Genomic DNA, 23,917 nt, shown 5'->3' with positions numbered 1-23,917 from the left:
CTTATCTTTGGTAGTTGTATTTCCCTATGGAAATTCAGCCAACTAAACCGTTTGAGATTCAAGAAACTAACTACGTTTTGCACCGCCGTTTCGACCGCATGGGTCGTCTTGTGGGCGATCAAAATATGAAAACTCTTTTCAACACGCACGTGATGATTTTAGGTCTTGGTGGTGTTGGTTCATGGGCGGCTGAATCTTTAGCGCGTTCAGGTGTAGGTAAAATTACCTTAATCGATCACGATGAGATTTGTATTACGAATGCCAACCGTCAGTTACATGCTCTTCAAGGTATGGTTGGTAAGAAAAAAGCCGAGATCATGGCAGAACGTTTACGTAAAATTAATCCGCAAGCTGAAGTGATTGCAAAACCGGTGTTTTACAACAAAGACACTTCTGCAGAAATTTTATCAGCAAAACCTGATTATATTTTAGATTGCATCGACAATATCACGGCAAAAACTTTTCTTTTAAATGAATGCCGCACACAAAACTTAAAAGTCATCACAAGCTGTGGGGCTTCAGCTAAGATGGATCCAACTCGCGTTAAGATTGCAGACCTTGCAAAAACTGAAGTTGATCCTTTAGCGCACTCATTACGTAAAATTTTACGCCAAGAGTATAACTTTCCACGTGGTCGCGGTGCTTTCGGTATTCCATGTGTTTATTCAGATGAATTACCAATGCCTTCAATCGAACTTAACTACGATAACGGCCAAGGTTTTAAATGCGTTTGTCCACAAGGTGAATATGATCCGCATTCATGCCTTCATAGAAGCGTGATCTACGGAACAGCAAGTTTCGTCACTGGTGCATTTGGCTTAGTGATGGCTTCATGGGTTGTGCGTGATGTAATGACGCAAAACCAAGTGTTAGCTGCAGCTGCAACAGCGCCGACATCAGATGTGGTGAACTAATGAGCTTAGTGATCTTCTTCGGTTTTTCATTAATGGTTTTTTTAGCGGGTCTTACAGTTGTGGGAGTGACTCTTTACAAATGGTACGACATGAAAAAACAGAAAAAAGCCCTTCCTTCGTGGAAAGACTTAGGCTAAATTTCAACGTCTTCAAATTTTAATAAAATAAAACGGAGTTTTATAAAATGACTATTACAAACTTTATTGATCATCACTTCAGACATTTCAATGCGGCTGCTTTACGTGACGCTGCCATTGGATACAAAACACACATCAATAACGGTGGCCAAATGTTAGTAACTCTTGCGGGGGCAATGTCTTCTGCAGAGTTAGGTTTATCTTTAGCTGAAATGATCCGTGCTGGTAAAGTTCACGCGATTTCTTGTACTGGTGCAAACTTAGAAGAAGATATCTACAACTTAGTAGCTCACGATCACTACGTGCGTATCCCGAACTACCGTGATTTAACTCCAGAACAAGAGCAAGAGTTGTTAGACCGTCACTTAAACCGTGTAACGGACACTTGTATCCCTGAAGAAGAAGCTATCCGTCGTATTGAGCGCGTAGTTTTCGAAGAGTGGGCTAAAGCTGATAAAGAGGGTAAATCTTATTTCCCACATGAATTCATGTACAAAATTTTATTGAGCGGTAAATTAAAAGAGTTTTACCAAATCGATCCAAAAAATTCTTGGTTATTAGCTGCTGCTGAAAAAAATCTTCCAATGGTTGTTCCAGGTTGGGAAGATTCAACAACTGGTAACATCTTCGCTGGTCACGTGATGAAAGGTAACATCAAAAATGTTCACACTGTAAAAGGTGGTATTCAGTACATGACTTACTGGGCTGAATGGTACATGGGCTTAGCGGCTAAAAAACAAAATGTTGGATTCTTCCAAATCGGTGGCGGTATTGCTGGTGACTTCCCAATTTGCGTTGTTCCAATGTTAGATCAAGATTTAGAGCAAGATAACGTTCCTTTATGGGGCTACTTCTGCCAAATCTCTGACTCAACAACTTCATACGGCTCATACTCTGGTGCAGTTCCTAATGAGAAAATCACTTGGGGTAAATTAGGTGTTGATACACCTAAGTTTATCGTTGAATCTGACGCTTCTATCTGTGCGCCATTAATGTTCGCATATGTATTAGGTCAATAGTTCTTAGATCACATCTAAAAACGAAAAAAGGCAGCTTGTAGCTGCCTTTTTTTATTGATGCGAGTGTTTCTATTTCGTGCGCGTAATCTTTAGAGATTCGGCGCGGCCATCTTCTTCTGTGAACGGAATAATTTTATACCAACCCGTTAGAGCGCCAACGTAATTTGAAATATCCATTTGATTATGTAGGCGGTAAATACGAACTGTAGAGCGTCCATTTGAACAATCAAGTTTCATAACCAAGTCAGACTTTGTTTTTAGGCGTGTATTAGATTCTTCCACCTCTTCACTCGATGGCGTGTAAGATGTTGCTAGATAAGCTCTGGCCTGTTGGTGCCAAACAAAATCAGTTCTAGGTCTTTTGATATCGTAAGTTCCACGGCAAACAATGCCATCATTAAACTTAAATTGAACATTGCTGTCGTCGATGAAAACAGCGGTTTCTGAGATGGTTTTGTCGTATTTTTCTATTTCAATTTTGTATCCAGTTAAATCATCTGTTTGTTTTAAATTTAAAATTTGTTGTGCGTTAGCATTGCCAATATCGTGTCCACCTTGTGCGAAGGCTGAAGCCGAAGTCATTAATAGTAGAGTAGCTAAAGTGTTAAGAGCTGTTTTCATAAGTTATTCCTTTTCGTGAATGAGTTTGTTAAACGCGAAGCCTCTTGTGGATGATGAAAATACTCACGAAAGACGTTGCCTTGTTGTGAAGATTAGATTGCAAGCGCAAGGCCACGTTTAAAAACGGGCTTAGATGAGTTAGCCTTACTTCGTGCTAACAAAAACTGTTGAATTGGTAGTCGGTCGTCTTTAAAGCAGACGCTTAAGGATGGTCGGTTACAGATTGAGCACGGGATTCAATCGTGTTTTGTTTTTCAGTCCATGGGAATAGATTGAAATTAAATTGATAAAATCGGCGTTCAAAGAATTGGTCGCCAGAGTATTTTGCGTAAACTTTTTTTGCAAAAGCATCAAAGTCGTGGAGAAACTCTGTGTATTCTTCGCGTGTTAAAGCAATTCCTAGGCTTCGGTACGTTCTTTCTTCGGGAGAAAGGTTTTGCGCTTCGATAGCTTTGAGAAGGCTTAGCCTGTGGTAGGCGAGAATGGCTTCTCTTCCAGGAGAGTCAGGAACCTTAACATTATCGTGAACGGCAGTCCATTCGTGTCCATTAAATTTGATTAAACCCTCTTTTTCTAAGAGTTGTAGAATAGGCTGAAGTTCGTCTAATTTCAGACTTAAAAGCCGTGCAATGACCGTCGGAGAGCGCTCAATATCTGAAAAGCTTAATAGACTTCGAACCACAATATAGAGCGGGTGAAGAACGGCATCAGTCTTAATGTTTAACTCTTTCACCTCGATATTATTTCGGAGAAGCTGGGTCAATTGACGGCCGTAAATTTTTTTTTGTTCAAAATGAGAACACTGTGTATAGAGGATGAGAATCGCAAAATACTCGGCATCTGTTTTATTGAGATTTAACGATGTCGTCAGTTTTTGCGTCAAATGATCAGAGATAGATCTTTGTCCCAAAATCGCAAACCGTAAATAAGATTTGCTGGTAATACCTAATTCGCGCGCCCAGTTTTCATAAGAAAAAACTGGGCTCTGCTTTTTTCTGAAACTATAGACATCGCGAAGGTATTGATTGGCATCAAGGTAGGTTTTAACGTCCGGAAAATTCTGAGCTGACATAGTAAAATTTCATCAAGAAACAATCAGCTTGTAAAGACCAGCTCCGTGTCTGATTTGAGCACGTAAGTTGTTAACCGAAGTTAACAACTTACTAGAGCTGCTCTTTGACGAGTGGGAATAATAATTCCCACAACCAAGTGTTACCATGTGCACTGCGGATCATATTCGCTAATTTTCTAACCTGGCGTTCATTTAAATGACCGATGTTGGTGTTCATGCGGTTTTCCATGCCCAGTAAAGTTGAACGTGAAAGAATACGCGCTAACTTATCCTGAATATCATCTTGTAAATGGTTTTTTTGTTCAACCGCTGTGATATCGGCGATAATACCAACTTCACGGTTTAAGTTTTGCGAGCGGAAATCCCAGTTATAAGAACCCACAAAAAGTGTTTGGTTGTCGATAAGAACCATTTTCGCATGTAATGTGTCTGGTCCGTTATAAACCCAAACTTTAACGCCTTCATTCACGGCCAAATGAACCGTACGTCTAAAACCCACGTGAGCCGCAGGAACATCGTTTGAATGTTCGCCATTTGTAAAAACCTCTACTTTAACTCCGCGTTGGCGTAGTGTGCGGAATAGCTCAACCTGTTCAGGGGTTACAACAAAGTAAGGTGTAACAATGACTACATTTTTGTAAGCGCGGCGAATAGCTTGGTAAAGTTGTTTGGCGATATTATTTTCAACGGCTTCAGGTTTTTCCAAGCTAGAACTTTGGCCTATCGGATTATCATAAATGTAATCAATGTTTCCCGTACGCACGGCTAAGGTATCCCAGTCGGCTAATACAGCTTGTTTACTTTGAGGAATACCGTGTTCAGCAATTGTTTTTTGGTAAGCTGAATTTAAAGTTAACTGCGCTTGTTGAATTTTTTTGATGTTTTGTCTTCTGCGGTATTCGCAGTTGTCGTATTCATTTATGTTATCGCGCCATCTTAGGTCATCACAGGCATCTTCAGCTAAACTCTTTTTATCTTTCCAACCTAAATCAACTGGTTTTACGAAACGAGAAAACCACAGGCTATCAAAGTACTGGGCAGCTTCGTTGATGGCTTGGCTTTCAAGAACTAAAGCGTCTGTGTCTTCAAGCACAGGTTTTGGGTCATCGTCGTTATCAGAAAATTTACCGAAGTAACCGTTGGCTACGTTTCTTCCGCCAGAAATCAAAGCATGACGGTCGATAATCATAGCCTTATCGTGCATGCGTTTAGAATAGCGCCACGGAGCGTAGATTTTGAAATTGTTGTATTCGCGAATTTCAATATTTGGATTTAACAATAAGGCCGCTTGTTTTTCATCCGACATTAAATTGTGTAAAGCATCTACGATAATGCGAACTTTGACTCCGCGTTCGGCGGCATAGCGAAGTAAACTTAAACCTGAAGCTGAAACTTCATCATCTTCGATGGTAAAGTACTGAACGCGAATCTCACGCTCAGCTGTTAAAATAAATTGGGCGCGGGCTTTTAATGAATCATCCGGATCATCTAAAAAAACGATCTTATCGGCAAAGGCTGCTTTGCTGGCCAGAACTGCGATAAGAGCTAATAATAGTTTCTTCATTGATGACTCCAGTTAGCTTTCTACAGTTGTTTTTTTATTAATGGGTAAATGATTTGCCAGAACAGGATATTTTTATTTCCTGATCTGATTTCTTTAGACAAGTTTGAAATATCATCGTCATCGAATTCGCCATCATCGCCGATGTCGTCATTAAGATGTTTTTTGTTTCCTAAACGGGTAGAGCGTTCGTAAATACGAGCAATTTTAGCAAAAACATCTGTTTCATCGACTTTGATCGTACTGTTTTCTGCTAGTGTAGCAATTACGCCCACTTCACGGTTTAAGTTTTGCGAACGGAAATCCCAGTTAAAAGAACCGATAAACATTTTGTTACGGTCAATTAAAACCATTTTTGCATGCAATGTATCTGGTCCGTTGTATTCCCAGATTTGCACGCCATATTTAAGAGCTAATTTGCGTGTGTTTAAGTAACCCACGTGAGCTACTGGCACGTCATTAGAATTTACACCATTTGTAAAAATACGAACTTTTACTTTTCTTGCACGTAATTCTTTGAATAACTCTTCTTGTTCAGGGGTAACTACTAAGTAAGGTGTTACGATCACAACTGATTGCTGGGCTGTGCGAATTGCTTGGTATAATTGTTTTGCGATATTGTCTTCAACAGCCTCTGGCTTTTTTAAAGAGCTTTTTTGGCCTACCGGATTATCAAAGATATAATCGATAGATCCAACTTCCATAACACTTTTATTAGTTGACCATTTCGCAGTAGCTTCTGTTTTTGTGATATTTGTTTTGTGAGCTACGGCTAAACGGATAAGTTCAGCACGCTGTTTGCCGACAAGCTGAATATTACGCTTACGAAAGTATTCGCATGATTCGTATTCATTGCGGTTAGGTTTATCTAAAGATTGGTGGCGTTTTGTTTCGCAAGCACCTGGTTTTAAGCGGCTGATAGAAAAATCACCTAATTTAACAGCTTTTACGAATTTAGAATTCCAAAGATTATCAAAGTATGTTGCAGCTTCATTCACTGCAGGACTTTCCATAACTAAAATATCTGTATCTTCAAGAACTGAATGAGTGGGTTGGTCTTTGTCTTTTAAACCGAAATAGCCGTTGGCGATGTTGCGACCACCAGAAATAAGAACATCGTTATCAACGATTAAAGCTTTGTCATGCATGCGCTTTGTGTAGCGCCAAGGGGCATACCATTTAAATGTATTGTATTCGCGGATTTCGATATTCTTTAGTGGCTCACCTTGGTCATCAGATAAAAAGGCCGCCATTGTTTCGCGTAACATTGAATTATTTAAAGAATCGACAATAATTCTAATACGTGTATTCGGTTTTTTAATGGCAAGGTCACGTAAAATCGCTAAACCACCGTTAGCCACTTCATCGTTTTCAATTGTGTAGTATTGAGCGCGAATTTCAGAATCAGCTGAAGAAACTAAATCTTTGCGGGCTTCGATAGATTCTTTGGTTCCTTCAAGCATAACGATTTTGTCAGCAAAAACATTTTGAACTGCTAACATCGTCATAAAGCCAAGAACTAAGTTTTTCATATAAAGCTCCTAGAAGTTTTCTTCGATTTCTAAAGTTTGTGCTAATTGTAATGTGTTTAAATTGAATTGTTCTTGATTCAAAAAATCGATGGATCCAAAAGACAGCTTAATCGAGCTTTGTTGGATATCGGTTACTTTTAGAGTAGCTACGATACGATAGTAGTCTTGAAATTTTTTAAAGATAACAAACTGAATGTCACGTGATTCAGGTGTTGATTTTGTCGTTTCAAAGAATGTCATTAAATAGTTGGCATTTAAACCTGAATAAACCGGCGATAGTCGGGCCTTGAAACCGATCTGTTGTTCGCGAATTAAGTTTTCAGCGATGCCGTTAAACTCAGTTTTTTCATAGGTTTTAGTTAAGAAAACCGATTGATTCAAATTGAGACTAATTAAAGAAGGAAGAGTTAATTGCTCTAAAGGTTTAGTTTGCTTTTTAGGCGCGAAATACAGAGCTCCGGCTGCTGCCGACAACACAAGAACCACAAAATAGTGAGCAATCTGATTTAGCTTCAACTGATACCTCGCTAGACGGTTTTACAAAAAATGTTCCCAACCAAATCTTGTAGATTCGAGTTGGTAAGAATTTCCTGTTCAGAGATTTGACAGCCGCCGGAGATTGGCAGCCTATTTACAGCAAAAGATAGTTTAAAATCAGCAGGTTAACTTAAAGTTGGTCGTGTTTTTGTAGTTTGTTTTTCTTGTATGAAAAAAACTTTTTTAAAATCATTCGCCGTTGTTTTGGCCTTAACAATTTCTGCACAAGCGCAACAAACGCCTGCAGAAAGACAAGCCCAAGAAATTTCACCGGAACTTAAGAAGATCATTGCTGAGTCTTCGCCACTGGATCGTTGGGTAACGAAAGAACAATTTCAACAAATCGTAAAAGAGGTCACTGCAAAAACGCTAGCTCAGCAGGTGATTGTGGTTGATACCCGTGACCGCCAAGGCTGTTATGAAATGTACAAACACTTGCAAACTAAGGGTTGGCCAGCGAATCCCTCAATGTGTAACCAAGATCCCAACAATCCATACGTGTCAGTGACGTTAGGAACAGAAGTTACTAAAGATTCGTTAACTCCCGAACAACAGATTTTTCAAAATAATCCTGATTTATTTAAAGGTAATGGCGAACCCAGCGAGCGCCGTAAGGCTCTTTATGAGCGCACACGTAACATCGCTTTATTAAGTGGTGGCGTTGTAGCTGCGTTTGCTTCGCAAGATGCCGATAGTTCTGGTTGGGATATTAAGGGTTTAAAAGAAAACGGTCCTGTGCACCAAGTGAAAGAACATTGGAAGAACGGCCCGGTAAGAGATAAAGATGGTCCGTTTGTAAACTTCGTTTTACATCCGATCTCTGGTTCTATTTATTATCAAGCCGCGCGTATTTCTGGCTACGGTAAGCTGCAATCATTTGGTTACAGCTTTTTAATGTCGACATTCTTTTGGGAATACGGCGTTGAATCAGTGTTTGAAACACCATCGTGGAATGACTTATGGGCCACGCCGGTGATTGGTTCATTAATTGGTGAATTATTCTTACAGCTTTACCAAAAAGTTGAAAACAATAACGGAGAGGTTCTAGGATCACGCAAGTTAGGTTTCGGCGCGAAGTTATTATTAAACTCAGCAGAAACTCTGCGTCCTTATATTAACAAGATCTTTGGAACACAAGTGATCAAAAGCGGCCGCGCTGGTTTTACTATGGCCAACTGCGGTGTTGAAGCCCAACCTAACTTAGGCATCAAAAAAGACATGTGTCCGTTTTTTACAATCGAATTTAAATGGTAATTGCTTAGATAGCTTCAACCGATTTGATTTCTGGAATCGCTTCTTTCATGCGAACTTCGATACCATCTTTAAGCGTAGCTTGTGATGAAGGGCAGCCGTTGCAAGCGCCTTTCATTTGAATATAAAGCACGTTATCTTCGTATTTACTGAAAACAACATCGCCGCCATCCATTGCGACAACAGGGCGAATTTCTTCTTTTAAAACTTTTTTGATCTGTTTTACGATCACTGAGTCATTTTCATTGATATCAGGATCTACGGTCTTTTGAACGAATACTGGTTGGCCTGAAGAGACGTGCTCGGAAAGTAGGCCTGTTAGTGGTTGAGCGATAACTGACCAATCAACCCAGTCTTGCTTGGTGATTGTCATGAAGTCTTGGCCAATATAGACGCTAGAAACCCACGGAAAGCCGAAAATTTTGGCAGCTAGAGGGCTTGTGTCTGTTGATTCCACATTTGGATAGTCAGATTGTTGATCTGCAATCTTGTTAGAGAAAACAAACTTTAATGTCGCTGGATTTGGCGTAGTTTCGTATGTAACTTTCATGACTGCTCCTGCATCTGATTTCATCAGAATATATTTATCAGGTGTGTTAGATATTTACAAATTTTTCCTCGTAAATCTTTGCTAACGATAGGTTTTTTCGATAGGCTTTCTGCGTCTAAACAAACAATGTAGTTTTACAGGAGATAGTAGAATGACCCCACGTGTACGTGAGATTTTAAGCTGGTATGGTGACGAAAACATCGGTGTATTAACAAACATGGCTCGTATGATGAATCATGGTAAACTTGCAGGAACAGGTAAATTAGTTATCCTTCCGGTTGACCAAGGTTTCGAACATGGCCCGGCACGTACATTTGCGAAAAATCCAGATGCTTACGATCCTTCTTACCACTTTGATTTAGCGATCGAATCTGGTTGTAACGCTTACGCAGCCCCATTAGGAGCTTTATCGGCGTGTGCGCGTGACTACGCTGGTGAAATTCCATTAATTTTAAAAATCAATAACTCTGATGTTCTTTACGGATCAAAAAATCCAATCTCAGCGTTAACATCTTCTGTAGACGATGCTTTACGTTTAGGTTGTGCGGGTATCGGTTTTACAATCTACCCAGGTTCTGCTGTTAGAAAAAATATGTACGAAGAAATCGCTAAAGCTTCTGCTGAAGCTAAAAAAGCGGGTCTTGCTGTTGTTATTTGGTCATACGCTCGTGGTGAACAAATTTCTAAAGAAGGTGAAACTGGTATCGATGTTATTGCATACTCAGCTCACATCGCAGCGCAATTAGGTGCAAACATTATCAAAGTAAAACCACCAAGTGCACATATCGAACAAGCTGAAGCTAAAAAAGTTTACGAAGCTCAAGGTATCAAAGTTGGAACAATGTCTGATCGTATCCGTCACGTGGTTCAATCTTGCTACAACGGAAAACGTATCGTGATTTTCTCTGGCGGTGAAGCTAAAGGAACTCCAGAGTTATTAGCTGAAATCAAAGAAATCGCTCAAGGTGGCGGGTTCGGTTCGATCATGGGCCGTAATGCTTTCCAACGTCCGAAAAAAGAATCTATCGAGTTATTACATAACGTGATGGAAACTTTCGCCGGCAAACCTTTAAAATAAGTAACAACAATTAGTTAAGGATAACTACTATGTCTGAAATGCACGATAATCCAATTAAAGCCGAGAAAAGAAAAAAACTTCACGCGCTTAAGGAAAAGGGTATTAACCCGTTTCCTTATTCATTCGATAAAACTGTTCATATCGAACAGTTAATTCGTGATTTTTCTAATCTAGTGGCTGGTGAGAAGAAGCCTGAAACTACTTTCCGCATTGCAGGTCGCTTAATGACTTTACGTGCGATGGGTAAGGCCAGCTTTTTCAACGTGCAAGATCAGACAGGAACTTTACAGTGCTACATTAAAGTTGAAGAGCAATCTGAAGCTGGCCGCACGAGTTTTGATCTAATCGACCTTGGTGATATCGTGGGCCTTGAAGGTTACATGTTTAAATCACAAAAAGGTGAGTTATCTCTTTATGTAAAAAACTTTCAGGTTTTAACTAAAACGTTAGAACCACTTCCTGAAAAATTCCACGGAATCCAAGACGTTGAAATTAAATACCGTCACAGACACTTAGATTTAATTTCTGATCCAGATTCTAGAAAAGTTTTTGTAACTCGTTCTAAAATCATCAAGGCGATCAAAAAATTCTTAGATGACCGTGGTTTTATGGAAGTTGAAACGCCAACGCTTCAGCCGTTATACGGCGGAGCGGCTGCGACTCCATTTACAACTCATCACAAAGCTTTAGATATGAAGCTTTTTATGAAAATTTCTCCAGAACTTTATTTAAAACGCCTTATCGTAGGTGGCTTTGAAAAAGTTTACGAAGTCGGTAAGAACTTCCGTAATGAAGGTATTGACCGTACTCATAACCCAGAATTTACAATGCTTGAATTCTACGAAGCCTACACGGATTACAACTACCAAATGAAACAATTTGAAGAATTAGTTTCTACAGTTTGTAAAGAAGTGACTGGGTCGATGAAGGTTATGTACCAAGATAAAGAAATCGATTTCACGCCGCCGTGGAACAAAATTACTGTTTTAGATGGTGTTAAAATTCACGCGAAAGTTGATCCACAAGATCGCGCAGCTTTAGTTGATTACCTTCAAAAAAATGAAGAGCCAGCTAAACTAAAAAAAATGCAGATGGATAAATTATCTTTAGGTGAACTGCAAATGAAAGTGTTTGAAGTGGCTGCTGAGCCGCACTTATGGCAACCAACGTTTGTGATGGATCACCCAGTTGAAATTTCTCCGTTAACGAAAATTCACCGTGATAACAATAAACTAGTTGAACGTTTTGAGCCGTTCGCAGCTTGTATGGAAATCGGTAACTCATACTCTGAGTTAAATGATCCAGAAGAACAACGCGCGCGTCTTAAACAACAAGAAGCTAACCGTGGTCACGATGAAGAAGCACATCCGATGGATGAAGATTTCTTACACGCGATCGAAACAGGTATGCCGCCAACGGGTGGTGTAGGTATCGGTATTGAGCGTGTGGTTATGATCATGACAAACTGCCCATCAATCCGCGATATCTTGTTCTTCCCAACAATGAAAATCGTTAAATAGGTGCCAGGCCTTTTTTGCTACGGTTATATTCGAGATAGGGATGAATAAATTTATTAAGTCTTTAGTTTTGTTATTTTTTTCGCTGGGTTTGTTGGCGGCTTGCCAACAAAAGCCCACGAAAGTGATCGACGAATCAGCTCACGTTTATGAAAAAAAAGCGGTGTTGATTGATACGCGCAATCCGTTTTTATATGAATCATTTCATATCGAAGGTTCGCAAAACCTTTGGTGGGAAGATTTTTTAGTTTTAACGAATCCGAAAAAGAAAACCCGGGTGCTTGATCCGGATCTTTTACAAACCGTTGAACGTTTGGCAAGTAAAGGGATTCATCCTGATAAGACTATTGTTCTTTTAAATGATAAGGCTGATGCCATTGAAAATAAAAAATGGAAATGGTTATTAAGTTATCTAGAAATTGATACCATCGAAATGAAAAGTATTAATGACTTAAAAAAATCTTTAAAAGGCCAGAATAATCGATTTGCTGTAGCTGAACCGCAAAAACCATGGAAGCTTTTAACAAGCGAAGACTTTCAAAAAGATCTGGTCACGAAAAAAGCTAAAAACTGCTTTTTACAATGGAAGCCTAAAGACTGTTTATAATTTTTTAAAACACACTGTCTCACTCTGAGATAATAAGAAGCTGCCAAGGGCTGGACCTTTAGCAGCTTTTTTTGTTTTTAAATCATTTATAGCAGCTTTAGTGCACTGAAAAGTTCAATTTTTTTGTCAATAATTCCGACAAGTTAAGAGTGAAGAACCGCGGTGTAAGTCAGCTTAGAACCCTGAACTTTTTAAGTTTTATTTTGTTCGTGTTTATTTTTATAAACGCGCAGTTGGCTTTTGCAACTCCAGGTGTAACAACCTATCAAGCTAAAATCGTAAAACCAGACGGTCTTCCGTTAGAATCAACAAGCGTAAATTTTAAATTCACGATTTTAGATCCGGCAGGAACTTGTATTTTATATTCTGAGACTTATTCGTCAGTGAATATGGCTTCGACGGGCGGATTGATTTCTTTCTCGTTGGGCTCAGGTGTAAAAACTTATCCGGCATCAGCCACAACATTTGAAGAAGTATTTTCTAACATTACACCGACATTGTCTTGTGATACGGGCGGACCTGGCACTTATTCGCCAAGTGCAAATGATACTAGAAAAATCGTGATGCAATTTCATGATGGTACCGGCTGGCAAACATTGCCAGCGATGAGTATCAATGCCGTACCTTACGCGATGTATGCGACTGAAGCGCAGAAATTAAGTGGGCTTCCGACATGTAATCCAGGTGAAGCATTAAGTTATAACGGCGTTAGTTTTTCTTGTGAAGCCATCAGCGGCGGAGGTGTGACAAGTTCTACTGTGATCGCGGCACTTGGTTATGAACCTGTTCAGCCAGCAAGTTTAACAAATCTGACTTCGGTTGGTTCAAATAACACATTGCCAAGTATTTCAAGTAACTCTTATGCACTGGGTGCGAACAACACACAAAGCACTGGTGGCGGTGGGTCTAACAACAGTATCCTTTTAGGTTTTAATAACAACATTGATAACGGTGGTGGCGGAAGTAACTCTGGTTTTGTGATTGGTTACAACAATAAAGTGTTCAGTAACGGCAGTGGCGGTAACGAAGCTTTTATTTTCGGTAGTAACAATAACGTAAACTATTCTGGTTTTGTAATTGGTCGCGGTGTAAGCGCACCTGCCAATAACGGCATTGTGATTGGTGATGGCTATCAAACATTAAACGTAATGAACAATAACCGCGTGGGTATTGGCACATCAAGTCCTGTAACTACACTTGATGTTATGGGTGGTATCCGTATCGGTGCAGAGGCAGCAACTTGTGATTCAACACTTGCAGGAACGTTAAGATATAACGGTTCGAATGTAGAATATTGTAATGGCACTTCATGGAGCGGTTTTAGTGGAAGTGTGACCTCGAGTACTGTTATTTCTGCTTTAGGTTATACGCCAGCTAACAGTGCAACGGTTTCAGCGTTAAATACTTCGTTATCTGCGGTTTCATCTTCAGTAACTACTGCAAATTCAACCATTGCAGCAGTTTCATCGAGCGTAAATATTTTATCGGGAAATTTGTCTTCGGTTTCTTCGACGGTAAATTCGTTATCAAATAATCTTTCAACTGTTTCGTCCTCAGTCAGCACTTTATCTTCAAATGTATTTTCAGTTTCTGCAACGGTAACAAGTTTATCAAATACGGTTTCAACTCTTTCTACGACAGTTTCTAATATGGGAACTTCAGTTACAGCGTTATCAACTTCGGTAGCAAATCTTTCAGCCTCTATGGCGGCCATTACAGCTTCGCAATGGGTAAGCAGTGGTACAGCGATTAGTTATTCAACAGGTAATGTAGGTATTGGAACAAACAATCCAAGTTATAAATTAGCAGTCTCTGGATCAGCTTATCTTAAAGGGCCAGTCGTGGTTGGTAACTCTCCGTTGGTAGGTAATTGGATGGATTATGGTCCGATGGTGGGAGCTGGATCTTATTCATCGCCATTTTCGGTTCAAGAAACGATTACTGATTTTTCGGCCATGGATACATTTGGAAGTTTTAATTCTACAATATTAAATGCTCCATCCGATGTTACTGGTTTAGTTGCGGGACGATTTGATATCGTTCAAAATTCAGTATCTAGTACTGCAAATCAATCAATGATTATCGGTAACTATCTTGTCGTGGATAATGAAAGTCGTGGTGATACGACGTCATTAATGGGTCAGTATCCTATAGTTTTGAATAACAGTCCCGGTAATACGACGAATGTTCTTTCGGTGAACGCATTGGCGTACAATACGAGTGGCACGGCCACGAATTTGGCTGCGGGATGGTTTGCTGCTGTAAGCTTAGGTGGATCGGTTGCAAATAAATATGGTATATTTGTAGATACTGCCACAGGAGCTGGTGTTACAAATAACTATGGTCTGTATGTATCAGATCAATCTATTACGGCGGCTTCGCAAACTTACAATATTTATTCTGCCGGTGCGAATTCTAAAAACCATTTCGCGGGTTATGTGGGGATTGGTGTTACTTTGCCGACAGCAAGATTGCATTTAGCTGCAGGCACCTCATCACTAGCAGCGTTTAAATTAACATCCTCAACATTGTTAACGACACCGGCTTCAGGTGCGATTGAGTACGATGGTTTTAATTTGTATTATACTGATGGCACAAACACACGTAAGACGCTTGCGACGGGTGTGGGGGTAACATCGTCTTCAGTGATTGCAGCATTAGGTTATACGCCGGTATCAGCGGCGTCTGCTTCAGCATGGGTAGCCAGCGGAACATCGCTTGGTTATTCGACGGGTAAAGTCGGAATTGGTACAACGAATCCACAATACAATTTAGATGTGAACGGCACATTCAGAGTAACAACTAGTGCGACAGTGTATAGCGCGGCCACTTGGGGCGGTAGTACCGTTAATTCATATTATTCTGGCAGTGATCAAAACGGCGAGATGTGGTCGATTGGTATTAGGCCACCGTCTTATCCGGATGGAAGTTTGGCGATTGCCACACATTACGGATCAATGCCGATCACATTTAAAATTAATAATGTAGAAAAAATGCGTTTAGATACTACAGGAAATTTAGGTATCGGAACTCCGACACCAACCGCGGCATTAGATGTTATTTCTTCGGTGGTCAATTCGTTACCTGCGACAAGTGGCACTTCGCAAACAGGATTACTTGCACGCTTCGGAAAAAGCACTTTAGCTTTAGATGTCGGAACTAACGGCAGCAGCGGCGCATGGTTACAATCTGTTAATCGTACAGATCTTTCAACGAACTATCCTTTAATTTTTAATCCCAATGGCGGCCCTGTGGGTGTTGGTGGTTATGCTTCATCAGTTCTTTTTTCTGTGCATCAATCCACAGGAAGCGCCACTGATATGATTCGTTTGCGCGATACGACTGATGCCATTGACTTAGCGTTTCGTTACAACGGAACAAACGGTTATGAAATCCGTAGCGAAGCCAGCGGAACCGGAGATATCTTTTTTGCGTTAGACGGCTCAACTGGATATGTCGGTATCGGCACAAGTGCACCAATAAATACGCTGGATGTTTCTGGTTCGGGAATAACAGTTACCCGTAATGAAACTTTTGGAACACTGGCTACTTTTAGAAAAGCTTATACGGCAACAAATAACGAGTCTCCTTACCTTGAGCTTCGTCACCAAACTGTTTCAGGTGGGGCTTTCGATCGTTACGGTTATATTCAAGCCGGTCAAGGTCACGACGGGATGTTGCTACAAGGTCAGAATGCTGGCGGTTATTCAAGTCTACTGCTGAATCGCATGGGTGGTAACGTCGGTATTGGTGTCGCTTCTCCAACGGCGAAGCTTCATGTTTCGGGAACCACAATTCTAGGGAGCCGCTTATGGGGAAGTTATACTTACGGTTCAGATTATTTTTGGTTAGGGCTTAACGGCGCTGGATCTGATAGCGAAAAAATTGCGATCGGTATCGAAGGAAATAACGCTGTTTCAGGCAGTGTTAAGAATCTTCATTTTAGAACAATGGATACAGAGCGCATGTTGATTTCATCTACCGGAAATATTGGCATTAATACAACAAGCGCAACTCATTCTTTAACCGTCAGTAACACAGCGGCATTTAATCCATCAGCCAATGTGAGTTCAGCAATTATGGTAGGGCCTCCGACAGGACACGCCTTTGGTGGTGGTGTTTTAATGAAGGACTATACGACCTATGCCGGTATGTGGACGAACGGTAGCGGAGGCTTACTGATCTTTGGGGCTGGTGGTACGACATCAGGGTTTTCAAGTGTGAATACGTTAGTTGTAACTTCGGCAGCCACGGTAGGTATTGGCACAACTGCACCTACCGAAAAACTTGAAGTTGCGGGTAATTTAAAAGTAACCGGTGAAATCTACGGGCAAAAATCTTGGGGCTTTAAAAAAGGACCAACAGCTTTTGCTGCTGATTACGTTAATGCGTGGTCAAGTGGTGGCGGTGCAGGAAGTAGTATCGATTGCACGTCGAGCGCAAACGGTTGTACGATTTTAAAATCGGGAACTTATGAAGTGCGCTGTGTGCATAGAGGAAACTCAACAACAAGTACATTTATAGGTATTGCTTTAAACGGGGATCGCCCGGCTTTAGAATCAAGAGCCGATGCAGTTTGGGATCATGATCATGCTTTAGGTGTGGGTCAGTTTTCTGAATCGAATTTTATGGGAACATTGACCGCTGGAAACTTTATTACGTGTGGTCCGGCGACAGCGAATCAAACTTACATGATTTACGGAGCGTCCTCGTATAACGGAACGCTCACGATCAAACGTATTGATTAAATGCGTGCCTGCGGCACGACTAGTTATTTAATTTAAAATCTTCAGGCATTACACGCGAAATATTAAAACGCATTTGGTACGGAACCGGTGCAAATAAGACTGCGTGATTAACATCGCCAGCTGTGAAGTAGAATTCCCAAGTTGACGGAGATAAAGCAGCGTTGCAGTAACGGTAACCATCATTTACTCCAGCTTCTTGTCTTTCGTAGATGTAGATTAAATTTCCGTTGTAAGCCACTTGTGAGTTAACACCCACAGTAAGATTTACGTTTTGACCTTTGAATTCGCATGTCGCGTGTAAAGTCATATCTTGCTCAGTAAAATTAAAACGCGTCCAAATCCAGATATTGCTGTTATAAAGTGGTGTGTCTGAAGTCCATTCACCTACGATTAATGGTAGAGGTTGAGGTGTCGGGCGGTGACCACCAGAAGCGAAAGCCGATAAAGATAAAATAGTAGCAACTAGTGCAACGATAGTTTTCATAGCGAAATACTCCTTAATAGCCTAACGCTAGAAAGGGTTCGCTAAAGTGTCAATTGTCGTGAACTATGCGGGGCGGTTTTCTTGTTAAGCCGCGTTATCCATTTTGAATAAAACGGAATACATGGCTTTTAACATTTCTGGATCGAACTTATGCGTAAGCTTTTCTTTCATCATGTTCAAAGCTTCAACAGGTCGCATAGGTACGTTGTAAGAACGTTGAGTTGTCATCGCATCGTACGTGTCTGTTAAGGCCACGATACGGGCAAACGGGTGAATTTCTTGTCCTGACAGGTCTTGCGGGTAACCGCCACCTTTCCACGATTCGTGGTGTTCGTAACAAGCCGCTTTAATGCCGTCAGTGATATTTGGAGATTCATTTAAAATTTTAAGACCAAATTGCGGATGCATCTTCATTTGCACCCATTCAGAATCATCTAATGGCCCACGTTTACATAAAATATCTAAGGCCACCATACGTTTACCTACATCGTGGAAGAGTGAGCCTAAGCCCAATTCTTCCATCGTCTTTTTATCAAAGCCTAATGCTGAGCCTAAACCTAAAGAATAAATGCTCACGTCAAAAGAGTGGTTGTATGTATAGAAGTCATGTCCTGATAAGCTGATTAAACCGCCCACTGATTCGGGCGCGTTTTCCATAAACTCTAAAAGATCTTTAACGATCGGTTTAGTTTCTTCGATCGCTTGGCCTACATCGGGAGCTTCAAAAAGATCTTCTAAGATCGCAATTGAACTTTCGCGTAAGATCGTGGCTTTTTGATCGTTATTAATTTTTGAAGAGTTCATCGAGTCTTTAACGTAATCGCGGTAAAGCGGTTTGTTAATTTCCTCAACAAAAAATGATTCACCGGTATCGCGGCCATGCAGACTTGCGATTTTTTCAGCCGCTAACTTATCGCCTAAGCGAACGTATTCGACCATCTTTCCATCAATGTAGATGTAAATAGCAAATGGAATGTCCTCGGAAGGACGGATTGTACTTAAACGAATTCTGAAATAACCTTTGGTGCTCATAAGAAACTTATCGGAAAAAATGTAAGGAAACTTTGACTATTTCTCATTCTTAAATACGATATATTCATGCCTATAAATTTCGAGACCGACATTCAGTATTTAAAAGGGGTAGGACCTAAATTAGGGGCCCTCATGTCTCGAAATGGGATCAAAACCATCAAAGATCTTTTAGAAAACTACCCGCGGGCGTTTGAAGACAGACGTGCGGCTAGGAACATTGCTTCGTTAAAAGAAAATGAGCTCGTGTCATTAAAAGCGATGGTGATGAGCATAAGTTCTTACGCCATGGGAAGATCGTCTAGAAAAATCTATGATGTGCTCATCCGCGATGGGTCTGGGCAAATTCGCTGTAAGTTTTTTCGAACACCGTACAAAGGTTATTTTGAAAGATTTAAAACCGGCACCGAAGTTCGCATTATCGGAAAAGTCACAAACTACCGTGGTAAATTAGAATTTCATCATCCCGATATTAAAGATGTTGTGCCCGATGAAGAAAATGTGGATCAGTTGCTTCCGATTTACGTCGAAATCGAAGGTTTTAGCTCTGTCAAAATGCAGAAGATGATTCAGTCAGCTTATCTTCAACTTAAAGACTGGCCGACAGAAATTCTTCCACCAAGTTTAATGCAGAAGAATAAATTAATCCCACGCAAACAGGCGTTAAAAGAAATTCATTTTCCTGAAATTGAAAACGCTGAAGGTTTAACGACTTTAACTTCAAAAGCCCATGAAAGAATTATTTTCGAAGAGTTTTTCTGGTTGGAGCTATATTTAGCTTCGAAAAAAATGGGTCTTAAAAATGAAAAAGGCGTCGCAGTTCAAAATAAAGACACCATTAATTTAAAATTAATTGAATCATTGCCATTTGCTTTAACGGGTGCGCAAAGAAAAGCTTTTGAAGAAGTTAAAAAAGATATGCAGTCGGGAAAACCGATGAACCGTTTAGTTCAAGGTGACGTGGGTGCGGGTAAAACCATGGTGAGCTTTATGGCAGCACTCTACGCCTTTGAATCGGGCTATCAAACCTGTATGATGGCGCCCACTGAAATTTTAGCAGAGCAGCACTACAACAATGCCGTTAAACGTTTAGAACCGTTAGGTTTAAAACTGGGATTACTAACGGGAAAAACCAAAACTAAAGAGCGTAAAGAGCTATTAGAAAAGCTGATTGCCGGAGAAATTCATTTTTTAATCGGCACGCATGCACTGATTGAAGACTGGGTGCAATTTAAAAATTTAGCTTTAGTGATCATCGACGAACAACATCGATTTGGCGTAGCCCAGCGTGGATATTTAAAATCAAAAGGGCAGTCGCCACATTTCTTAGTGATGACGGCAACGCCAATTCCAAGAACGTTAGCTATGACCGTGTATGGTGATCTCGATGTATCAATTATTGATGAAATGCCAGCCGGGCGTTCGCCTATTCAAACGCGTGTGGTGACCGAATCAAAACGCTCAAATGCCATGAGTTTTATGGCTGAGCAGATTGAAAAAGGCCGTCAGTGTTATGTGGTTTACCCACTGGTTGAAGAAAGTGAAAAAATTGATCTTAAAAATGCCACTGAAGAATTTGAAAAACTAAAACACCAGTTTCCTAAAATTCGTTTTGGTCTTTTGCACGGTAAAATGAAGGCGCAAGAAAAAGATGAAATCATGACTCAGTTTCGTAATCATGAAATTGATGTGCTGGTTTCAACAACGGTGATCGAAGTCGGTGTTGACGTAGCGAACGCGAACTTAATGATTATTGAACACGCCGAAAGATTTGGGTTATCGCAACTGCACCAGTTACGTGGCCGTGTGGGCCGTGGTGAATACAAATCGTTTTGTGTGATGATTATGGGTTATGCGGTCAGTGAAGAAACCAGAGATCGCGTAACCTTCATGGAAAAAACCAACGACGGTTTTAAAATCGCCGAATACGATTTAGAAATTCGTGGCCCAGGTGAGTTTATGGGGGCCCGTCAATCAGGTCTTCCTGGTTTTAAAATAGCCAACCTTGTGCGTGATTTTGCTCTGTTAAAACAGGCTCGCGATGCGGCTTTTGAGCTTTTAGCGAATGATCCGAAGCTGCAAAAGCTCGAGAATAAACTTGTGCGTGAAGAGTTACTTAAAAGCTACGGCCCGCAAGCTCTTGCGGGCGTAGGTTAAAGTAAACTTAAGTCGAAGCTTCAGCGGGCTTTTTAAATAACTTACTTTCAGGCTCTTTATCTTTCACAGTCACGCTATAGGCGATGGCTCCAAACACTGCCCCTAAAATCGGCGCTACGAAGAATAACCATACTTGTTGTAAAGCCCATCCTCCGACAAATAAGGCAGGCCCAAGGCTGCGTGCCGGATTCACAGAAGTGTTGGTCACGGGAATCGTTAATAAGTGAATGAGTGTTAAGCTTAAACCAATCGCAAGCGGCGCAAAACCTGCGGGTGCTTTTTTATCAGTGGCACTTAAAATGATGTATAAGAAAAACGCTGTTGCAATAAGTTCTGTGATGAACCCTGACATCATCGAATAGCCGCCAGGAGAGTGTTCGGCATAACCGTTAGCTGCAAAGCCCGAAGTGACCACATCAAAGCCCGGTTTTCCCGAAGCGATCAGATATAAAATTCCAGCGCCGATTACGCCACCGATTAATTGCGCAATAATGTAGGGAATAACTTCGCCTTTAGGGTGTCGACCTGCGGCCGCAAGACCAATAGTGACAGCGGGGTTAAGATGGCAGCCGGAAACAGCGCCAATCGAATAAGCCATGGTTAGAACCGTTAACCCGAAGGCGAACGAAACTCCTAATAAGCCAATCCCCACATTTGGAAAAGCGGCGGCTATAACAGCCGAGCCACAGCCTCCTAACACCAGCCAAGCGGTACCGATAATTTCAGTCGTTATTTTTCGTAAATCCATAACCATTCCTTTCGGGTTTAAAGTTCAGCAAAACCACTAAAAATCGTAGGCCTGTTTAGTTAAGCTCACAAGACCCGAGATGCCCCAATCAAGTGAGTGACGTAGATGGTTACTTCGTAAAAAGAGTAGGCGAATCTTCAAGGTAGTTTTTACACCCCTTAACTTTCTTGGTCGTTTTTTGATCATTTCATTGATGGGAGGTGTCAAAAGTGTTAGAACATCTAGACGTCATGAGTGGGTTTTTTGCTCAGGATGTGTTATGAGGTGGATCGATGTCACAGTTTAAAGTTGGAGACCATGCGGTATACCCCGGCTATGGAGTCGGTAGGATTGATAAGATCGAAACTAAAGAGATCTTAGGCGCAAAGCATGAGTTCTTTTCAGTTATCATTTTAGAGACTGGTATGAAAGTAATGATCCCTGCGGCCAATATCAAATCTGTTGGCCTTAGAGCTCTTATTTCTAAAGAAGAAGCGTTCAAAGTCGTTGATATCCTTAAAGATAAAAACGTTAAAATTGACACGCAAACGTGGAACCGTCGTTACCGCGAATACACAGACAAAATCAATACAGGCTCGGTTTTCGAGATCGCTGCTGTGTTACGTGATCTGTACTTATTAAAAGTCGACAAAGAATTAAGCTTTGGCGAAAAGAAAATGTTAGAAAAAGCGAAAAGCTACCTTTTAAAAGAGCTTAATTTAGCTGCTGACGTTAAAGACGTCATGAACCAAGACCAAGAAGTGAGAACTATCTTGGACTCGAAGTAGTAATCGTTTACTCGTTATAAATTCTAAGTCAGAATATAAAGCCTAAGTCGAACACTTAGGCTTTTTTCGTTTTGGAGAGTTATTCATGTCAGTTACTTTGAATCCTGGTTTTACTGAAGTTCGCACGCGCTTTGCCCCAAGCCCAACAGGCTATCTTCACGTGGGTGGCGCTCGTTCAGCGTTATTTAATCTTTTATTTGCAAAACACAATAACGGTAAATTTATCTTACGTATCGAAGATACTGACCAAGCTCGTTCAACAGAAGAATCGTTAAAAATGATGATTCAAGACATGGTATGGCTTGGCCTTAACTGGGATGAAGGCGTTGATCCGGTCACGTTAAAAGATATGGGGGCATATGCTCCGTACCGCCAATCACAGCGTTTAGATATTTACAAAAAAGTCGCTGATGAGCTTATCGCTAACGGTAAGGCTTATTACTGCTTTATGACAGATGAAGAATTAGAGGCTGAACGTGCGCGCGTAAAAGCGATTAACCAAAACGCACACGTTGAATCACCTTACGAGATGTGGACACTTGATCAAGCCAAAGCTGAATTAGCTAAAGGTAAGACAGCGGTTGTTCGTTTTAGAACAAAACATTTACGCAAAGATTATTTACTTAATGACTTAATTCGCGGTGAAGTGCGCTTTCCGTCAGACATGGTGGGTGATTTCGTCTTACTTCGTTCAGACGGTATGCCTGTTTATAACTTCTGTTGTGTGGTTGATGACTACATGATGAAGATCTCGCATGTATTGCGCGCGGAAGAGCATTTACCAAATACTTTACGTCAATTGATGATTTATGAAGGTATGAATTGGCCAACACCACAGTTTGGGCATATCTCATTAGTGTTAGATGATGACCGTCAAAAACTTTCTAAACGTAAAGGCGCAGTTGCTTGCGATCAGTTTATGAAAGACGGCTATTTGCCAGAGGCTTTAAATAACTTTATGGCGTTACTTGGTTGGTCTCACCCTGAAGGAAAAGAAATTTTCTCAATGGATGAGATGATCAAATTATTTACGCTTGATCGCGTAAATGCATCGGGTGCGGTGTTTGACCGTGTGAAATTTAAATGGATGAATGCACAGTATTTACGTGCGCAGGATAGCCAAACAATCTGGAATCAAGTTAAGCCGTATTTAGTGGCTGCGGGTATTCATTTACCGAAAGAAGCGGGCGATGCCGCTTGGCAAATGAAGTCGGTTGAAACTTTTAAACCAAAATTAGAAATTTTAACGGATGCGGTAGCGCTTTATCAGTCTCTTGATGATTCAAAGTTTGAAATCAGTGATGAATCAAATGAAGCATTAGGCTGGGAGCCAACAAAGGCTGTATTAACAACGTGGAAAAATCAAATCGAAGCTCACGCGACAGAAACTTTCACTGAAGCTGATTTCGTAGCGATTGAAAACGCCGTTAAAACGGGTGCGAATGTTAAAGGAAAGAATTTATTTATGCCGATCCGTGTGGCTGTTATCGGAAAACCACATGGCACTGAAGTGAAATTACTTGTTCCGTTAATGACGAAACAAAGTTTACTTACGCGCGTAAATAAGGTTTTGGCAAAATTAGGATAA

At 40.8% G+C, this 23,917-nt stretch carries 20 protein-coding genes; 11 read left to right on the top strand and 9 right to left on the bottom strand.

Annotated features, from left to right (window positions below):
- The first annotated feature begins 26 nt into the window (after positions 1–26).
- The 3 genes from ACKWCF_RS10350 to ACKWCF_RS10340 are packed head-to-tail and all read left to right on the top strand — an operon-like array spanning position 27 to position 2,070.
- Positions 27–914, top strand: a complete 888-nt coding sequence (locus ACKWCF_RS10350) for a ThiF family adenylyltransferase (protein ID WP_409477510.1) — start codon at positions 27–29, stop codon at positions 912–914.
- A complete protein-coding gene (locus ACKWCF_RS10345) occupies positions 914–1,051 on the top strand; it encodes a hypothetical protein (RefSeq protein WP_409477509.1) in 138 nt (45 codons plus the stop codon). The genes ACKWCF_RS10350 and ACKWCF_RS10345 overlap by 1 nt, the downstream gene beginning before the upstream one ends.
- Before the next feature lie 47 nt (positions 1,052–1,098).
- Positions 1,099–2,070 carry a deoxyhypusine synthase family protein gene (locus tag ACKWCF_RS10340; RefSeq protein ID WP_409477508.1) on the top strand — a complete coding sequence of 324 codons (972 nt, stop codon included), beginning with the start codon at positions 1,099–1,101 and terminating at the stop codon, positions 2,068–2,070.
- Between the two features lie 69 nt (positions 2,071–2,139).
- Here the strand turns inward: ACKWCF_RS10340 and ACKWCF_RS10335 are convergent, their stop codons facing one another.
- From ACKWCF_RS10335 to ACKWCF_RS10315, 5 genes are all read right to left on the bottom strand, one after another.
- Positions 2,140–2,691, bottom strand: coding sequence for a hypothetical protein (locus ACKWCF_RS10335; protein ID WP_409477507.1), 552 nt, complete (start codon positions 2,689–2,691; stop codon positions 2,140–2,142).
- 202 nt (positions 2,692–2,893) lie between these two features.
- Complete coding sequence (locus ACKWCF_RS10330; protein WP_409477506.1) at positions 2,894–3,763, bottom strand: TIGR02147 family protein; 870 nt, start codon at positions 3,761–3,763, stop codon at positions 2,894–2,896.
- 91 nt (positions 3,764–3,854) lie between these two features.
- Positions 3,855–5,327 (bottom strand): phospholipase D-like domain-containing protein, encoded by a 1,473-nt coding sequence (locus ACKWCF_RS10325; protein ID WP_409477505.1) that lies wholly within the window; start codon positions 5,325–5,327, stop codon positions 3,855–3,857.
- A 20-nt stretch (positions 5,328–5,347) separates the two neighbouring features.
- Entirely contained in the window at positions 5,348–6,856 is a 1,509-nt protein-coding gene (locus ACKWCF_RS10320; RefSeq protein ID WP_409477504.1) for a phospholipase D-like domain-containing protein, read from the bottom strand.
- Between the two features lie 9 nt (positions 6,857–6,865).
- Complete coding sequence (locus ACKWCF_RS10315; protein WP_409477503.1) at positions 6,866–7,372, bottom strand: hypothetical protein; 507 nt, start codon at positions 7,370–7,372, stop codon at positions 6,866–6,868.
- A gap of 189 nt (positions 7,373–7,561) precedes the next feature.
- Here ACKWCF_RS10315 and ACKWCF_RS10310 point away from each other — a divergent pair, with 189 nt between their 5' ends.
- Entirely contained in the window at positions 7,562–8,647 is a 1,086-nt protein-coding gene (locus tag ACKWCF_RS10310) for a DUF3943 domain-containing protein (protein WP_409477502.1), read from the top strand.
- Positions 8,648–8,651: 4 nt separating this feature from the next.
- On the opposite strand, the gene ACKWCF_RS10305 is transcribed toward ACKWCF_RS10310, so the two are convergent.
- Positions 8,652–9,218 carry a NifU family protein gene (locus tag ACKWCF_RS10305; RefSeq protein ID WP_409477501.1) on the bottom strand — a complete coding sequence of 189 codons (567 nt, stop codon included), beginning with the start codon at positions 9,216–9,218 and terminating at the stop codon, positions 8,652–8,654.
- Positions 9,219–9,345: 127 nt separating this feature from the next.
- On the opposite strand from ACKWCF_RS10305, the gene ACKWCF_RS10300 reads away from it, so the two are divergent.
- The 4 genes from ACKWCF_RS10300 to ACKWCF_RS10285 all read left to right on the top strand — a co-directional run bounded on the left by ACKWCF_RS10300 (position 9,346) and on the right by ACKWCF_RS10285 (position 17,144).
- The gene (locus ACKWCF_RS10300; protein ID WP_409477500.1) at positions 9,346–10,272 is read left to right on the top strand and encodes a class I fructose-bisphosphate aldolase; all 927 of its coding nucleotides are present in this window, start codon (positions 9,346–9,348) and stop codon (positions 10,270–10,272) included.
- 29 nt (positions 10,273–10,301) lie between these two features.
- Positions 10,302–11,792, top strand: coding sequence for a lysine--tRNA ligase (gene lysS, locus ACKWCF_RS10295; RefSeq protein WP_409477499.1), 1,491 nt, complete (start codon positions 10,302–10,304; stop codon positions 11,790–11,792).
- A 40-nt stretch (positions 11,793–11,832) separates the two neighbouring features.
- Positions 11,833–12,396 carry a rhodanese-like domain-containing protein gene (locus ACKWCF_RS10290; protein WP_409477498.1) on the top strand — a complete coding sequence of 188 codons (564 nt, stop codon included), beginning with the start codon at positions 11,833–11,835 and terminating at the stop codon, positions 12,394–12,396.
- 209 nt (positions 12,397–12,605) lie between these two features.
- Positions 12,606–17,144, top strand: coding sequence for a beta strand repeat-containing protein (locus ACKWCF_RS10285; protein WP_409477497.1), 4,539 nt, complete (start codon positions 12,606–12,608; stop codon positions 17,142–17,144).
- 19 nt (positions 17,145–17,163) lie between these two features.
- Here the strand turns inward: ACKWCF_RS10285 and ACKWCF_RS10280 are convergent, their stop codons facing one another.
- Together ACKWCF_RS10280 and ACKWCF_RS10275 are read right to left on the bottom strand one after the other, a co-directional pair.
- Positions 17,164–17,628 (bottom strand): hypothetical protein, encoded by a 465-nt coding sequence (locus ACKWCF_RS10280; protein WP_409477496.1) that lies wholly within the window; start codon positions 17,626–17,628, stop codon positions 17,164–17,166.
- Between the two features lie 84 nt (positions 17,629–17,712).
- Positions 17,713–18,660: an HD-GYP domain-containing protein gene (locus ACKWCF_RS10275; protein ID WP_409477495.1), complete on the bottom strand. Its 948-nt coding sequence runs from the start codon at positions 18,658–18,660 to the stop codon at positions 17,713–17,715.
- Between the two features lie 66 nt (positions 18,661–18,726).
- On the opposite strand from ACKWCF_RS10275, the gene recG reads away from it, so the two are divergent.
- Positions 18,727–20,814: an ATP-dependent DNA helicase RecG gene (recG, locus tag ACKWCF_RS10270; RefSeq protein WP_409477494.1), complete on the top strand. Its 2,088-nt coding sequence runs from the start codon at positions 18,727–18,729 to the stop codon at positions 20,812–20,814.
- 7 nt (positions 20,815–20,821) lie between these two features.
- On the opposite strand, the gene aqpZ is transcribed toward recG, so the two are convergent.
- Positions 20,822–21,562, bottom strand: coding sequence for an aquaporin Z (gene aqpZ, locus ACKWCF_RS10265; RefSeq protein ID WP_409477493.1), 741 nt, complete (start codon positions 21,560–21,562; stop codon positions 20,822–20,824).
- Between the two features lie 272 nt (positions 21,563–21,834).
- Here aqpZ and ACKWCF_RS10260 point away from each other — a divergent pair, with 272 nt between their 5' ends.
- Positions 21,835–22,329 carry a CarD family transcriptional regulator gene (locus ACKWCF_RS10260; protein ID WP_409477492.1) on the top strand — a complete coding sequence of 165 codons (495 nt, stop codon included), beginning with the start codon at positions 21,835–21,837 and terminating at the stop codon, positions 22,327–22,329.
- 85 nt (positions 22,330–22,414) lie between these two features.
- Positions 22,415–23,917 (top strand): glutamate--tRNA ligase, encoded by a 1,503-nt coding sequence (gene gltX / locus ACKWCF_RS10255; protein WP_409477491.1) that lies wholly within the window; start codon positions 22,415–22,417, stop codon positions 23,915–23,917.

It is taken from the genome of Pseudobdellovibrio sp. HCB154, assembly GCF_046267985.1.
In the GTDB taxonomy this organism is placed as follows: domain Bacteria; phylum Bdellovibrionota; class Bdellovibrionia; order Bdellovibrionales; family Bdellovibrionaceae; genus Pseudobdellovibrio.
This window is presented reverse-complemented; position numbering and strand designations above follow the sequence as displayed.

Coding starts and splice junctions, on each gene's coding strand:
- ACKWCF_RS10350 (WP_409477510.1), top strand. CDS start 27: ATGGAAATTCAGCCAACTAAACCGTTTGAGATTCAAGAAACTAACTAC.
- ACKWCF_RS10345 (WP_409477509.1), top strand. CDS start 914: ATGAGCTTAGTGATCTTCTTCGGTTTTTCATTAATGGTTTTTTTAGCG.
- ACKWCF_RS10340 (WP_409477508.1), top strand. CDS start 1,099: ATGACTATTACAAACTTTATTGATCATCACTTCAGACATTTCAATGCG.
- ACKWCF_RS10335 (WP_409477507.1), bottom strand. CDS start 2,691: ATGAAAACAGCTCTTAACACTTTAGCTACTCTACTATTAATGACTTCG.
- ACKWCF_RS10330 (WP_409477506.1), bottom strand. CDS start 3,763: ATGTCAGCTCAGAATTTTCCGGACGTTAAAACCTACCTTGATGCCAAT.
- ACKWCF_RS10325 (WP_409477505.1), bottom strand. CDS start 5,327: ATGAAGAAACTATTATTAGCTCTTATCGCAGTTCTGGCCAGCAAAGCA.
- ACKWCF_RS10320 (WP_409477504.1), bottom strand. CDS start 6,856: ATGAAAAACTTAGTTCTTGGCTTTATGACGATGTTAGCAGTTCAAAAT.
- ACKWCF_RS10310 (WP_409477502.1), top strand. CDS start 7,562: ATGAAAAAAACTTTTTTAAAATCATTCGCCGTTGTTTTGGCCTTAACA.
- ACKWCF_RS10305 (WP_409477501.1), bottom strand. CDS start 9,218: ATGAAATCAGATGCAGGAGCAGTCATGAAAGTTACATACGAAACTACG.
- ACKWCF_RS10300 (WP_409477500.1), top strand. CDS start 9,346: ATGACCCCACGTGTACGTGAGATTTTAAGCTGGTATGGTGACGAAAAC.
- lysS (WP_409477499.1), top strand. CDS start 10,302: ATGTCTGAAATGCACGATAATCCAATTAAAGCCGAGAAAAGAAAAAAA.
- ACKWCF_RS10290 (WP_409477498.1), top strand. CDS start 11,833: ATGAATAAATTTATTAAGTCTTTAGTTTTGTTATTTTTTTCGCTGGGT.
- ACKWCF_RS10280 (WP_409477496.1), bottom strand. CDS start 17,628: ATGAAAACTATCGTTGCACTAGTTGCTACTATTTTATCTTTATCGGCT.
- ACKWCF_RS10275 (WP_409477495.1), bottom strand. CDS start 18,660: ATGAGCACCAAAGGTTATTTCAGAATTCGTTTAAGTACAATCCGTCCT.
- recG (WP_409477494.1), top strand. CDS start 18,727: ATGCCTATAAATTTCGAGACCGACATTCAGTATTTAAAAGGGGTAGGA.
- aqpZ (WP_409477493.1), bottom strand. CDS start 21,562: ATGGATTTACGAAAAATAACGACTGAAATTATCGGTACCGCTTGGCTG.
- ACKWCF_RS10260 (WP_409477492.1), top strand. CDS start 21,835: ATGTCACAGTTTAAAGTTGGAGACCATGCGGTATACCCCGGCTATGGA.
- gltX (WP_409477491.1), top strand. CDS start 22,415: ATGTCAGTTACTTTGAATCCTGGTTTTACTGAAGTTCGCACGCGCTTT.